17 protein-coding genes are annotated in these 13,985 nt (G+C 48.2%); 1 reads left to right on the top strand and 16 read right to left on the bottom strand.

What is annotated here, in order from left to right; translation table 11 throughout:
* Window positions 1-29: 29 nt before the first annotated feature.
* Window positions 30-761, bottom strand: a complete 732-nt coding sequence (locus tag BMW84_RS12855) for a queuosine precursor transporter (protein ID WP_091068948.1) — start codon at window positions 759-761, stop codon at window positions 30-32.
* A gap of 389 nt (window positions 762-1,150) precedes the next feature.
* Here BMW84_RS12855 and BMW84_RS12860 point away from each other — a divergent pair, with 389 nt between their 5' ends.
* Entirely contained in the window at window positions 1,151-2,839 is a 1,689-nt protein-coding gene (locus BMW84_RS12860) for a methyl-accepting chemotaxis protein (RefSeq protein WP_091068951.1), read from the top strand.
* An 82-nt stretch (window positions 2,840-2,921) separates the two neighbouring features.
* On the opposite strand, the gene BMW84_RS12865 is transcribed toward BMW84_RS12860, so the two are convergent.
* The 15 genes from BMW84_RS12865 to BMW84_RS24935 all read right to left on the bottom strand — a co-directional run bounded on the left by BMW84_RS12865 (window position 2,922) and on the right by BMW84_RS24935 (window position 13,940).
* Complete coding sequence (locus BMW84_RS12865) at window positions 2,922-3,398, bottom strand: GNAT family N-acetyltransferase (RefSeq protein ID WP_091068953.1); 477 nt, start codon at window positions 3,396-3,398, stop codon at window positions 2,922-2,924.
* 8 nt (window positions 3,399-3,406) lie between these two features.
* Window positions 3,407-3,901 carry a hypothetical protein gene (locus tag BMW84_RS12870; RefSeq protein ID WP_091068955.1) on the bottom strand — a complete coding sequence of 165 codons (495 nt, stop codon included), beginning with the start codon at window positions 3,899-3,901 and terminating at the stop codon, window positions 3,407-3,409.
* A 666-nt stretch (window positions 3,902-4,567) separates the two neighbouring features.
* Window positions 4,568-5,056, bottom strand: a complete 489-nt coding sequence (locus BMW84_RS12880; RefSeq protein WP_091068960.1) for a GNAT family N-acetyltransferase — start codon at window positions 5,054-5,056, stop codon at window positions 4,568-4,570.
* A gap of 59 nt (window positions 5,057-5,115) precedes the next feature.
* Complete coding sequence (locus BMW84_RS12885; RefSeq protein ID WP_091068962.1) at window positions 5,116-5,742, bottom strand: class I SAM-dependent methyltransferase; 627 nt, start codon at window positions 5,740-5,742, stop codon at window positions 5,116-5,118.
* A gap of 72 nt (window positions 5,743-5,814) precedes the next feature.
* Window positions 5,815-6,471 carry a hypothetical protein gene (locus BMW84_RS12890; RefSeq protein WP_091068964.1) on the bottom strand — a complete coding sequence of 219 codons (657 nt, stop codon included), beginning with the start codon at window positions 6,469-6,471 and terminating at the stop codon, window positions 5,815-5,817.
* A gap of 302 nt (window positions 6,472-6,773) precedes the next feature.
* A complete protein-coding gene (locus BMW84_RS12895; protein WP_091068968.1) occupies window positions 6,774-7,019 on the bottom strand; it encodes a hypothetical protein in 246 nt (81 codons plus the stop codon).
* A gap of 153 nt (window positions 7,020-7,172) precedes the next feature.
* Window positions 7,173-7,706, bottom strand: a complete 534-nt coding sequence (locus BMW84_RS12900; protein WP_217646133.1) for a hypothetical protein — start codon at window positions 7,704-7,706, stop codon at window positions 7,173-7,175.
* 143 nt (window positions 7,707-7,849) lie between these two features.
* Window positions 7,850-8,128, bottom strand: a complete 279-nt coding sequence (locus BMW84_RS12905; RefSeq protein WP_139209622.1) for a hypothetical protein — start codon at window positions 8,126-8,128, stop codon at window positions 7,850-7,852.
* 259 nt (window positions 8,129-8,387) lie between these two features.
* Window positions 8,388-9,080: a hypothetical protein gene (locus tag BMW84_RS12910; RefSeq protein ID WP_091068974.1), complete on the bottom strand. Its 693-nt coding sequence runs from the start codon at window positions 9,078-9,080 to the stop codon at window positions 8,388-8,390.
* A gap of 226 nt (window positions 9,081-9,306) precedes the next feature.
* Entirely contained in the window at window positions 9,307-9,633 is a 327-nt protein-coding gene (locus BMW84_RS12915; RefSeq protein ID WP_091068977.1) for a YnfA family protein, read from the bottom strand.
* 80 nt (window positions 9,634-9,713) lie between these two features.
* Window positions 9,714-10,955, bottom strand: coding sequence for an aminotransferase class I/II-fold pyridoxal phosphate-dependent enzyme (locus tag BMW84_RS12920; protein ID WP_091068978.1), 1,242 nt, complete (start codon window positions 10,953-10,955; stop codon window positions 9,714-9,716).
* Window positions 10,948-11,889 carry a D-alanine--D-alanine ligase gene (locus BMW84_RS12925; RefSeq protein WP_091068981.1) on the bottom strand — a complete coding sequence of 314 codons (942 nt, stop codon included), beginning with the start codon at window positions 11,887-11,889 and terminating at the stop codon, window positions 10,948-10,950. Before BMW84_RS12925 ends, BMW84_RS12920 begins: the two co-directional genes overlap by 8 nt.
* Window positions 11,883-13,367 carry an aminotransferase-like domain-containing protein gene (locus tag BMW84_RS12930; RefSeq protein WP_091068982.1) on the bottom strand — a complete coding sequence of 495 codons (1,485 nt, stop codon included), beginning with the start codon at window positions 13,365-13,367 and terminating at the stop codon, window positions 11,883-11,885. Before BMW84_RS12930 ends, BMW84_RS12925 begins: the two co-directional genes overlap by 7 nt.
* A gap of 129 nt (window positions 13,368-13,496) precedes the next feature.
* Window positions 13,497-13,652 (bottom strand): lmo0937 family membrane protein, encoded by a 156-nt coding sequence (locus tag BMW84_RS24510; RefSeq protein WP_139209623.1) that lies wholly within the window; start codon window positions 13,650-13,652, stop codon window positions 13,497-13,499.
* A gap of 69 nt (window positions 13,653-13,721) precedes the next feature.
* Window positions 13,722-13,940 (bottom strand): beta-xylosidase family glycoside hydrolase, encoded by a 219-nt coding sequence (locus BMW84_RS24935; protein WP_139209624.1) that lies wholly within the window; start codon window positions 13,938-13,940, stop codon window positions 13,722-13,724.
* Between the last annotated feature and the right edge of the window lie 45 nt (window positions 13,941-13,985).

The following is a 13,985-nucleotide window of genomic DNA, read 5'->3' on the forward strand; positions in this document are numbered from 1 at the left end:
ATGTGAAGCCAACCCTATGCATGCTGGGGTTAAGAAACGTGCAATGAATCGTCGGAGGTCTTCGCCGGCTGAACCGGCTCATCCTCGGCGAACTTAAAAGACCGGGCGATATAGAGAATCGGCGTTCCTGCGCCGGTAAGCACGAATTTGCCTACGTACGTCGTCAGCAGAATTTCGGTCCAGGTGCGCAAATCATACAATCCGGCAAACGCGATTGAACAAAAAATCAGCGTATCGACAAACGAGCTGACCATCGTGCTGCCGTTCGAGCGAATCCACATCTGGCGGCGCGAGCCGTAATATTTGCGGATCCAGGAATACAGGCGGACGTCCAGAAACTGGCTGATAAAATAAGCCGCCAGACTGCCGAGCGCTAGGCGCGGCATCATGCCGAAGATTTGCTCCAGCGGTTCCTGACCGAAGTCGCCCGTTGCCGGCGTAAACTTCAGCGCCATCTGCATAATCGCCGTCGTCATCAGCAGGGTGAAAAAGCCAAACCATACGGCGTTTCGCGCTTCGGCGCGGCCGTATTTTTCATTCAGCAAATCGCTGGTCATGTAGAGCGTGACATACATGGTGTTACCGAGCGTCATGACGATGTCGAATGGCATCGCAATCGTTTTGGCCACCTGAATATTGGCGATGACCGTAGCAATCCCGACCCAGGCGTACAGCCCTTTTTTTCCGAAGAGCCTGTAACAGACCAGGTAGAACGCAAAATTAACCAGGACAAATAATATGCCCCATAACAAATTGTACATCAATAAAAGCCTCCTAGTTTTGGTTACGCGGGATGGTTACGAACCGCGGCTTGCAGCGCCTGAAACAAAACATTATAACTCTATCACATCTGGAAGTCTATTTCCATGGAATTTTAGGTATTTTGAAAATATATTCGTAAACTTTCGCGATTTACAGTAAATATGTGAATACGTTAACACAAATGCGGAATTTTCTGAAAAATAATACTCTATAATTGATATTTTCACTATTCAACCGGGGGTTAATTTTATAAAATAGATTCAATTACCATTCCCGGAAGAATAGCTGGATATATGACCTATACCAATGGACTATACGGCATCAGCTGGTTCCCAATTAGGGAGCTTTGGGATAGACGGCGCACACGGCCAAAAAAGGAGAGAATGACATGTCACGCTTTAAAGTTTCGATCAGCCGCAAGTTTACCGTTTTGTTGTTCATCGTTCTTTTACTGACGTCCTTGGTTCTTAGCACAAGCTTTTACTTTATCTCCACGAGCACTTTCGACAACTATGTCATTCCGCAGATCGACAAGTCGCTCACCACTGCGTCTCAGGACATCTACAAAAATCTCAATGCAACCCATGCGCAGCAGACGCTCAATAAAAGCGAGCAATCGCGCACGAACGTAGAGTATTACTTCCAGGATAAGAAGAAACAGCTTGAGGTGGAAACGATCTTCCTGATCAGCCTGAAGGACGACAAAGCAACCGTACTGACCGCGGATCATGGCGCCAAACTTCAGTACGACGAGGAAATCAGCATCAATTCGGCAATGAAGCAGGCAGCAAAAGGAAAAACCGGACTGAGTGATATTTATACAGACAGTCATGGCGTACATAAAACGGCTTATGTCGGAATTCCGGGCAGCCCGATGATCATCGGCGTCAGCGCGGATGTCGGTTTTATTCAAGATAAAATGAACAATATCATGTGGACAAGCGCCGCCATTACGCTGGCATCACTGATAGTGGGGATGGCGGCAGCCATCTTTATGAGCCGAAAAATCACAAAGCCGATCACAAAACTGGCAGCATACAGCAACAAATTGGCCGAAGGCGATTTCACCGAAGAGCTGAACATCAAGAGCAATGACGAAGTCGGCCAGCTGTCCGAAAGCTTCAGCCGAATGAGCCACCGGCTCAAGGAAATGATCGGACAAGTGCTGAATACGTCGGGAACCGTCGTTGAAGACTCTAACGATCTGAAGGAACGCGTCGAGGTCCTGAACCGCATGGCGGAACGTTCCGCCGAATCGGTGGAAGCAATCAGTAAAGGCAGTACGACGATCGCCAGCACGGCGCTCGACAATTCCCGGGCGATGGAAGAAATCAATCTCGGCATCCAGCATATCGCTTCCGCCGCGGGCGAAGTAACCGAGCAGATCAGCGAAGCATCTGCCGAAGCGACAGGCGGCAACGAGATCGCCCAAAGCGCTGTGCAGCAAATGCGCCAGGTGCAGGAAGCCTCCATCCACTCGCTGCAGCAATTCCGCGTTATGAATGAGCGCTCGCTGATGATTGGTGAAGTCGTGCAGGGCATTACGGAAATTACGAAGCAGATTCAAATGCTGTCGCTGAACGCCTCGATTGAAGCGGCGCGTGCAGGCGAGCATGGACGCGGTTTTGCCGTCGTTGCCGGCGAAGTGCGCAAGCTCTCCGAGCAGTCCAAGGATCTGAACGAACAAATCCGCGAATTCCTACTCGGCCTGCAGGAAGATATGAACCGTTCCGTGGCCGAGATGAACCATGTCAACACCGAAGTCGCCTCCGGCGTAGGCAAGGTGGTCGAGGCCGGCAACGCCTTTAACCATCTGCTTGTGCTGATCCAAAGCATCAACCACAGCGTGCAATCCGTCTCCGCGGCCACCCAGCAAATTTCGGCCGGCACGGAGGAAGTCAGCGCTTCGGTCGAAGATACCGCACAGATCACCGCCAAATCGCAGGCGGGCGCAGAGCTTCTGGCCGAGAACTCCTCCCGCCAGCACGAGGAGCTGGAAGGCCACGCACAAACCGTGCAGCATCTATACGAACAAGCCATCAAGCTGCAGCAAGCGGTGCAGCAGTTCAAGATTTAAACAAAAAGGGGGTTCCGACAGCCTGGGAAGGCTGCTGGAATCCCCATTTTTTCAGGTCCATAATTTTCACACAAAATCTATTTCATCGTAGTAAATCAATTCTGAGCCTTATCATGTCCCTGCACTGTATTCCATCTTCCCAAATTTCCTCGCTGTAGTGCCTTACAAAAAAATCAGGATCGATCCCGATGATTCTAAAACCGCAGTTTTGGTAGAGCCTTAGTTGCCGGATGCTGGAGTTACCCGTGCCGATCTCGATAGACCCGGCATTCTTTTTCCTTGCCTCTTCGATGGCCTTTAGCACGAGCTGCTTGCCTATCCCTTTCCCCTGATGCTCTTCCTTCACCGCAATGTTCACGATCTCATAGGTTTGGGGATGCGTATGAATCAAAACAAACTCTCCAATGAGCTCGTCATGAATGAATGCTAAATAGCAGTGGCCCCGTCCAATATAATCGTCGATCATTTTTTTGGAGGGATCCGCCAGCAAAAGCAGTTCATACGGAATATCATCCCGATTGGAATCGAAAGATCTTATTATTAGCTGTGTCCCTGTCATTGATTTATTTATACCTCTTCCTCTATAAAATCTTGCCGGTTCGCTATAATCCAAGCATTCATTCTACTTATCGCAGCTTCAGAGTAATTTAGGTACTTCTCATATAACGCTATCATCTTAACCTTCAGTTCGTTGTCATTGTCTAAATCGGTGGGGCTTATTGGATGGTTCCATCCCTTTCGCTCCGCAAAGAATATTTCGATGTCTTTCAGGAGTTCCGGCAGAGCCCTGGCTTGAAAATAGTTCAATCCTTTTCGAATTCCATCCCATGCCTTCAGCTCGTTAATGTTGTAAGCAGAGAACCAATAGAACTCTTCCAAGGTCTTGGTGTGGTTGTGAAAAGAATAAAACAGGTAGAGTGCCTTCTGCCCCTCGTTTAGTTGATTATACATATCCGCCTTGGCGGAGAGGTCCTTCCCACGGACAGCCAATAACATGGGCTTTATGCATAGCCAGCTCAAAGACTTGCTCGCGATCTCGGATGAGTCCAGTTTTACCTTCATGGAATTTCTCCTTATTGCCATACTAGTAAATCAAACGATCATCCTGCTCTATTGGTCTATACCGATTCTGCAAAACTGCAATATGCTATATCAACCTTTAAAAAGGAGTGATATCGTTGGCAAATCGTGATGTACGTCTTGTACTTTGGTCGGGTATCAATTTTTCCGGTCGCCGTATTCTGTTCAGACGCGGTGGGGTCGCCGTTCGAGATCTTGGAGCGTTCCGGTTCAATAATGCGCTCTCAAGCTTCCGGCTCAGAAATACTGTGCAAAGCTCTCAAGTAACACTGGTTTTGTTCTCGGGAACGAACTTTCAAGGGTCCTTCCGCGTGTTCCGGGGCCGTCAAAATGTGTCTAACTTGGGCAATTTCAATTTCAACAACGTCACCTCTTCGTTCGTTTTAGTCGGCCGCATTCTGACGGATACGGAAATCTCCCAAATCCAAAACAATGGAAGACCACCCAGAGACGTTCTTATTATCAGACAATAGAAGCTGCAACAAAGAATCAGGGTTGCTTACTACGCCCTGATTCTTAATATTCACCTTATGTTTATCCGTACTCACACCGGCCGATGCCGGGTATAGTCTGCTTTTACTCCTGACTAACTTAAAGGGAGCCAGCCTCAGGCCGGACGGACATCAATCACCATCACGCTCACATGCACTATAAATTCACCATCATTGTTATAGAGGTTCCTTCCATTCCCACTTCTTTAAATCCAAAACGTTTATAGAGTCTTATTGCAGGATTGTTAGGATCTACACTTAAAGATATGGAGTTTATCCCTTCTATCTTTGCTTGTTCCAATAGGGTTTTTAATAATTCCGTTCCAATGCCTCTCCCCCTATGTTCAGCTCGTATAGCCATCCCTAATTCCGGTGTTTCATCATTTACATATCCATAGCCTTTATTATCTTTATTGAAGTATCGTAATGTAATTGAACCTAATGAATCTCCCAGATCATTTACTGCAATATAACCCCTATCTCCCTCACGTCCCCAGCCCTCAACATATTTAGAGAGGGAAGGATTATTAATAATATCTCTATTCGCCGCTTCTTGACCTTCAGGGGTATATATGGATTCAAACAGCATCTCCCACAAAAACGTTATGTCTTGTTCATTGACCGATCGAATAATATATGCAGTCATTGTAGGTTCCTCAATTCATTATGATTTCATTATTATCTTCTAGTGATTTCACTTAACGTTTAGGTGTTTTTTCTAAAATTCAGTATTCCTGCTCTCTCTAAATCTTCGAATTCAACCCCGCCTTTATTGTTATAATATGAACTGTGGTACTTTTCAAAATGTACACCTTCAGGCATCTCACTCATTCCAATAAAGCCATATTCATTGACTTCTTCGATTAATTTCTTATAAGTAAACACTTTTTTCTTGCCTTCTCTATCTCTAAAGTTACTTAAGTGAAATGGTAATATGGATAAAATTCCACCGTGTTTTAATGTTCTCTTTGCTTCATCGAGCAGTGTAAATCTATGCGAGCCGTTTCCATGTAAAATATCATAATACAATATCATATCCAATGTATTATCTTCAAAATTTAATATATAATCCTTATTCCCAGTCATGACATTTACATTTGATAAACCTTCTTCTTGAGCTACCTTATTTACATAAGTAAGGCAATCTCTATTAATATCAACTGCAAATACGTTGCCTCGTTCACTTCCTAAGTATCTGGATGCCGCAAAAGTAAAATGACCGTAGCCGCAACCATAGTCCAAAATATTCGCATTGTCCGGTAGTCCTAAATCAGCAAACAATGCAACTCCTTGTGTCCGTTCCCATTGTTTAATCTTCTCATGAATACTCATTTATCTCTTCTCCTTTAGCTTGTTGAAATCCCCCTTGCGACTGAGAATCGCCAGCGACCCCCGCCTTCTTCACTATGCAAGTGTCCTTTCAATAATTTCATACTTCTTTGTCTCAAGGTTAATTATTCTTGTTCTTAAGTCATTCTCAGAAATAAATATGGAGTCTCCTGTTCTATCAATACAATAAGATATCGGTATAGAAATACCACAGTTCCTATATGAGCCGTCGGCGTGACTTGTTCCTAGTATCATCGTATTATATCTAACTGCAATTCTCTTAGCTTCAGAGATCCATTCATCCAATTGATCTCTACTAAACATTCCTACACCTATCGGATGTGCAATATAAGTTAAACTTGTATCATATTCTTCTAATCCAAGTAATCCTTGCAATAATTCTACACATAACAAATAGCCGATCTTAAAACCATTAACCTCAACCGCTGAAGGTGTATATAGACGAACATTCATTGGTGTTTTTGCACGTTCTAAAATGATCTCGCCATGCTGATTAATTATTAATGCTCTATCTTTGTTGTTATCTCTATAACCCGTTATTATCATTTTCTTATATTTATTTGCTAACGCACATGCTCTAGCTACATTATCTTTATCTCTAATGTAACCCTCAGGAAATAAAACTGTATCAAAATCATCATCTAATGCAAGTTCAGTTTGGAGCTGTTCAAGATTTCCTTCATGGTTTGGCTGAGAGATAAGGATCTTCATAGATTGTGTCCTCTTTTCAATGGTTTTGCGGGGATTTCTTATAACGTTCTCAGTATTCACGACGTCCTACCGACTTAAGGACCCAAGGGTCCGGGTGCGACGCGCTTAGTCGGTGCGGATGTGTCCGCTGAATATGATTCCCTGCAGCTGAAATGCCCCTTCGATCCCACTTCTAACTTCCGGCGCCCGAAGCGTGAATATGAAGTTAGGCCGATTTACCCGCATCTTTGAATTTCTAAAGCTGGTTCCCTTATGTCCTTATATCCTTATGCCCTCATGCTCCTTATGTTCCTTTACAAATTCTATGTAGTAACTAAATCAAAGAAAATACCGGCAAATATAAGAATGATCCCGAAAACTAGATGAGCTTTTTTATCATTGACTCCTGATCGCTCACAAACCAGCATTGTCAATCCAACTATTAAGAAAAACAAAATTGATTCAAAATATGTTTCAGTCTTTGAAAATGAATATTTGTTATTGATCAATTGAACAATTCCAGAAAGAATTCCCAATGCAAAAATAAATATGAGTATTCTCAGTTTCATTGATTTCCTCCTTCAAAAGGTTCTATACAGTACTGCGGGTTCTTCACATAACGTTCCCGTATTCCACAACGTCCCACCGAGGAGCCACCAGGCGCCGAAGCTTGAATATAATGTTATGTGTAGTTGAAGCCATCCTGAAATTACTTACAATTATCAATATAACTTTGGGGGACACCCCTTATTCTGAACCACAGCTCGAACATGCCCTTCCCACTTACCTATTACTTGTATCCACTCCTGTGAATCAAAATAATTAATTTCATTATCAAGGTTAATTTCTGGCATGTACAAACCTGTTACACCTTGTTCAAGAATGCCATCTGCAATTACTCCACTCTCTCTAAAAATTAATATTGGTAGTCCAATTTGAAATGCCATTGCAGGTTCTATATGAGAATAAGGACTTGTTAGCCATTGATTTGATATATCGTACTCATTATCACTTTTAGGTTTTCCAGATCCCTTTTCAATAAATGCCCTTCTAAAAGCTATAGTTATTAGACCATTTGATTCCATCATTAATCTGCGAATTGCAGTTAACGGAGCATCCATATCATAATCAGTTATCCCAAGTGTTCTAGGTTTCAATCCTCTACTTTCTAAGTATTGGGATAGCTTAACAACAAATTCTTCTTGCTTTTTTGTATATGGTTTTGGATAACTAAGAAATATAGATATATTCATCATGTTTTCCCTCCAAAAGAATGATTTAATTACACATAACGTTCCTGTATTCACTACCCGACGAATGCCGGGTCAAGGACGAATGTCCACAGCGCGAATATTATGTTAGGCGAAGTTTATGACTTCTTTGGATTACCTGCCAATTATTAAAGAAAATCATTTTCTTCTTCATCAACTGTTTTCCCGTTGTATGATTCATTTTCAACTGTCATTTTACAATTCGGACACATATAATATCCATCATGCAAGTCTTGATGACGTACAAGCTTTTTATCGACATCCCAACACTTAGAACAAAATGGCCCTTCAACATCACTAATCCAATACTTATTTTTCCTAAAAACAAGCTTTTCTTGAATCTCTAGTTTATCTCTTAGTTCTCTGACTTCGGCTTTTAGATTGTTGTTTTGCTCAAGTATGTTCATAGCTTCTAATTTTAGGTCCAATATTTTTTTTATATAATTCGATGTTATCAGCCTTTTGAACTATGTTAGCTACTTCCTTGATATCACTTATTATACTCATCCTTCATCTTGTCCCTTCTTCATGAATTTCGCCTAACGTTCCTGTATTCACGACCCGACGTATGTCGGGTGTCTGGCGAATACCAGACCAAGGGCGTATGCCCGCAGCGTGAATATTATGTTATCTGAAGTAACTTTCTTCTTGATTAATCCTACGTATCTATTCTTTCGCTTTGAGTACTTTATATTTAGGATCTGTTGGTTGCCTAATAGGGATTGAATACCCAAACGCTTCACTTAAAAAAGCATTTTGTAGTTCAATTATAAAATCATGCACGTAACCTAAAAAATCAAAAATATACTTATTAAATTCTTTCGTTTTGTTCTCAAGGTCTATCAATTCTTCTTCTGAAAGTACTATCCCGTTTAAATATCTTGCATAATAGATCCTACCTAAATATTCACTATACTTACCTGTCGCTTCTCTTATTTCGCTTAACTGTTCTAAATATGTTTCTTTCATTCCTACAAACTTATTAAGTACAACTTCTCTCGATTCAAAAAAATAAGTGAATTCAAGAATTGATTTGGATGATTTTTCCCACAGCTTTAAAACTTGTTCGTTTGGCTTTTCCCAACGACTACTATGAGTTTCCAAATTCACTGAGTATTTTGTTCTCAGATCACCAGGTAAAAGAATCAAATATAAATTCAACTCCCCAAGTGAGTCTCTTGATTTTGCTAGCAAATTTATAGCTTCATCAGCTGTTTTAATTTGCATCTCACGAATAAATTTTTGTTTGTCTAATTCTAGATTTCTTCTATGTTGCTTATTTAAATTAGTTATAGCTATCCACCAACCAATGGTTGCTATCAAGGCAGACAAAGACCATCCAATAATACTTGGCCACATATAATTCAATCCTCTTCATATGTTTTATAGTTATTTCAGATAACGTCTTATTCACGAACTCTTAAATATTTCCATATCTACAGTATTCGTGAAAAAAGCAAGCGATCCTTCTATATCGGTTAATCCCTCATCAGTTACAAAAAAGGCACTATCGGCCCGCAAACGCAAAGCAGCGATCTCCAAACGGAGATCGCTGCTTTGCTTAATTTTGCTTATATTAAAATCCTCAATGCCGCGGCGCCCACAAAATCACCGATACGCCGACGACGCAAATCGCCGCCCCGACCCAGTCGTACAGGTCGGGCGTTTTTTTGTCCACGAGCCAGCCCCACAGCACGGCCAGCACGATAAATACGCCGCCATAGGCGGCGTACACCCGGCCGAAGGACGGGAACTTTTGCAGCGTCGGGATGATACCGTACGCGATCAATATGACCGCGCCGGCCAGCCCCATCCACAGCGGCCGTCCTTCCCGCAGCCACAGCCAGACGAGATAGCCGCCGCCGATTTCGGCCAGTCCGGCCACGATAAATAATAGGATTGCCACCGCCATCGGTTATCCCCCTGCTCTTCCACTACATCTTGAGTGGAATTATAGGGGAATCCGCTGAAACTTACAATGTCTGACCGGGCTTAACGCCATTTCTTCATAAAGCGGTCCAGGCGCTCCAGCGCGGCTTCCAGCTTCGCCGGAGAAGCCGCATAGGAGCAGCGGATGTAGCCTTCGCCATCCGCGCCGAACACGCTACCGGGCACGGCGGCGACGCCGGCCTCCCGCAGCAGCGCATGGGCAAACGCATCCGACGTCATTCCGGTATGCGATATCGAAGGGAAGGCGTAAAAGGCGCCCTGCGGTTCATGGCAGGGCAGACCCGCCGCCTTCAAGCCCTCAACCAGCAGCGTGCGGCGCTGCCGGAAGCTGTCTTTCATCATCTCCATGTGCGCCAGGCCGCTGCGCAGCGATTCCAGCGCGGCAATCTGGCTGATGGCCGGCGCGCACATGGCGGTGTATTGGTGGATCTTGAGCATCGGCGCCAGCAATTCGCGGTTGCCGCAGGCGTAACCGACCCGCCAGCCGGTCATGGCGAACGCCTTGGAGAAGCCGCTGATCAGGATGGTGCGTTCACGCATCCCCGGCAGCGCGGCGAAGCTGACATGCTTCTCGCCGTAGCTCAGCTCAGCGTACACCTCGTCGGCCAGGACGATTAGGCCGGCCTCGCGCACAACTTCAGCAACCGGCAGCCACTCGTCATACGACATGACCGCGCCGGTCGGGTTGTTCGGGTAGTTCAGCACCAGCAGCTTGGAACGCGGCGTAATGGCCGCGCGCAGCGCATCAGCGGTCAACTTGAAGCCTGACGACGACGGGGTGCTGACCGGAACAATCGTGCCGCCGTTCAGATGCGCCATCGGCGCATAGGCGACATACCCCGGCGACGGGACGATGATCTCGTCGCCGGGCGCCGTGAACGCACGCAGCGCCAGATCCAGCGCTTCGCTGCTGCCCACCGTCACGAGGACTTCGTCCGCCGGAGCATACATCGTGCCAAAGCTGCGGTGCAAATACGCGGCGATCTCCTCGCGCAACTCCGGCAGGCCGGCGTTCGGCGTATACATCGTATCGCCGCGCTCCATGGCCCGGATGCAGGCCTCGCGCACCGAAGCCGGCAGCGGAAAGTCCGGTTCGCCAACACCGAGCGAAATAACCTCGTTGTTAGCTGCAGCCAGATCAAAAAAAGTCCGGATGCCCGAAGGCGGAATTTCCCTGACGCGGGGAGCGACAAGCAGCTCCCCGGATGCTCTGCCGCCGCCAAGAACCGCCGGTTTGGCGGGTCCTAAGGGCTTCAGCGCCAGTCCGCTGCTGATTCTAGACATGGCCAGCCACCTCCCGCCGTCCGGTTCCCCGCTGCTCCGCCAGCGACAGGCGGATCAGCTCGTCGAGCAGCCCGGAGAAGCTCATTCCCGCAGCCAGCGCGCTTTGCGGCAGCAGGCTGGTGGCGGTCATGCCGGGCAGCGTGTTCACCTCGAGGACGTACGGAACGCCGTCCTTCAGCATGATGTCAATGCGCGCGTACACCGCGCATCGCAGCGCCGCGTAGCTGCGCAGCGCGGCTTCCTGCACCCGCTGCTGCACCGCAGGCGGCAGCGTAATGATCCGCTCCTCGGCGCCGCCCTGCACATATTTGGCGCTGTAGTCGAACCAATCAGCGCCCAGCGAACGGATGCCGATGACCGGCAGCAGCTTGCCGTCCAGAATCGGGCAGGTAATCTCCTGCGCGTTCATATACTGCTCCGCAAGCACGGAGCCGCCTTCGGCAAACGCTTTTTCAGCCGCTGCCCGCAGCTCTTCCCGGCAGTTCACCTTCGTCATCCCGATGCTGGAGCCGCCGTTGTTCGGCTTCACCATCAGCGGATACCCGAGCCGGTCCGCCGCGTTAGCGTTCACTTCGTCCAGGCTGTTCCAGCACAGCCAATCCGGCGTCGCGACGCCGTGGCTGCGCAGGATTGTTTTGGACAAATGTTTATCCATGCAAAGGCTGCTGGACAACACGCCGCTGCCCGAATACGGAATGCCCAGCGTCTCCAGCGCGCCCTGCACCGTCCCGTCTTCGCCGAATTCGCCATGCAGTGCCAGCAGCGCAAAATCCAGCCCGGCTACCTGCTTCAGCAAATCTTCGCGGCGTTCCACCACGACCGGTACCGCTTCGTATTGGGCAGGGTCGAGATTTTTCAGCATCTCCGCCCCGGTCTGCAGTGACACTTCGTATTCGGAGGATACCCCGCCCATGATAACGCCGATTTTTAACATTGCCCATTCCCTCTTCCGTTCCGTAGTCGTGTTGCCGCGTTGCCGATAATTTCGATGCCTTTGCGGATGTTCTCGTCGGAGACCCGCGAGAATCCGAGGCGCAGCGTGTTTTGCCCCGTCCCGTCCGTGAAAAACATTTCGCCGAGCGTAAAAATGACGCCCTGCGCCTTGCAGGCCATCAGGAGCTCCCGCGTGCTGAAGCCTTCGGGGAAGGTCACGAACAGATGCAGCCCGCCGTCGCCCGATACGGCCGCATCGGGCAGATACTGCTTGCAGCAGGCCAGCGTCAGCTCGTATTTCCGTTTATATTCCGTCCGCGCCCGGCGCAAATATTTCTCCAGATTGCCGCCGAGCAGATATTGGTACAAAATCGACTGGTCCAGCGTCGAGGTATGGATGCTGCGCGCCCGTTTGACGCTTTCCAGATAATAAATCAGGTCCTTATCGGCGAGCACCCAGCCGACCCTAAGGCCGGGAAACAGCACCTTCGAGAAGCTTCCGAGATAGATGACGCCGTTGCCGCTTCCCGCCGCCGCAATCAGCGGGGCGACATGGGAGCCGGAGTAACGCAATTCTTCATTAAACCCGTCTTCGATTACCGGCACCTGATATGCGGCCATCAGCTTCATCAGCACATGCCTTTTCTCCGGCGAGGTAACGATGCCGGTCGGGTTGTGGTACGACGGTATCAAGTACGCCCAGTCGTAGGCCCGTTGCTTAAGCGAGGCTTCCAGCGCTGCGAGGTCGATGCCGTCCGCCCCCATCGGGACGCCGCAGACTTCGAGACCGTGCAGCCGCATATTTTTCAGCGCCGTATGATGGGTCGGATTCTCGCACAGCACCGCGCCGTGCTTCCGGCCGAGTGCGGACAGCACCAGATCGAAGCCCTCCGTGAATCCGTTCGTGATCAGCAGGTCTTTGCCGTCCAGATCAACGCCTTTTTGCTCCATATATTGTCGCAGATAATCCAGCAGAGGCTTATACCCTTTGGCATAGCCGTAATTTAACAGCACATGGCCTTCGACGGCCATCCGCGCCAGGAAGGCGCGTTTTACATTCTCCAGATCAAACAGGCTTTCGTCCGGGGCGATGCTCGTAAAAGAAATAGTTCCCCGTTCCGCGCGCACGCCGTGCTTCATGATGTCCAGTTCCTCCGCCAGCCGTGCCTCCCGGCTCAGCCGCTGCGACCAGTCCAGCCTCCAGCCGGCATCCTCCGCGGAACCGTCCTGCCCGTGCACCACCGTGGCCGATACAAAGCTTCCCTGGCCCTGCACCGTGTAGGCATAACCGTCATCAGTCAGGCTTTCATACGCGGAAATGACGGAATTGCGGCTGACGTTCAGCAGCAGGCTGAGCTCGCGGGTGGAGGGCAGCTTCTGGCCGCCTTGAAAGGTGCCTTTGACAATCTGCTGCCGGATATACTCTTTAACCTGGATATAAAGCGGACGTCCCGCTATCGGTTTGAAATCGTGATACATGGTTTGAATCGCCCCCATAGCTATCATGGCACAGTCTTCGCGGCAAAAAAAGAACCACGGCGACGGAATTTTATTCCGGCCGTGGTTCCGAGGCGGGTGATCGCCCGCATCCATTGCTTAAGCTCCGGGTTAATAATTGCGCGTGCCGCCGCGTCCCCGGAACAGATTAATGATAAAGAGAATGCCTGCGACGATCAGCAGCAAGTGGATCAAGCCGCCCGCCACATGAAAAATAAATCCGAACAGCCACAATAGCACGATGAGTCCAATCAGTCCCCATAACATAAGGATAACCACCTTTCCTCAAAGGTATTTGTCCCTATTTACCCGCCTGTGTCATGTTCTAAACTTCCGTTATTTTACTGTGAACTGTTTAAAATCGGCATACCCTGCTGCGGCCGACGGAGCAGTGGAGCCCTCCGAAGCGGCGAATAGCCCGAATTTGGCGCCGGTCCATAAGCCGTATCCTTCCCGCAGCCCGAAGGCTTCGCCGACATCCGTATAACGCTGTCCGTCCGTGCTGTAGGACAGCCCGCATACCGCCACATTAGAACGATATGTCCTTCCGCGCATCTCCCTTGACGCTCGCTTACGTCTGCCTTTACCCGTGACCTGCAA

It is taken from the genome of Paenibacillus sp. NFR01, assembly GCF_900111565.1.
Classification (GTDB): Bacteria; Bacillota; Bacilli; order Paenibacillales; family Paenibacillaceae; genus Paenibacillus_AQ.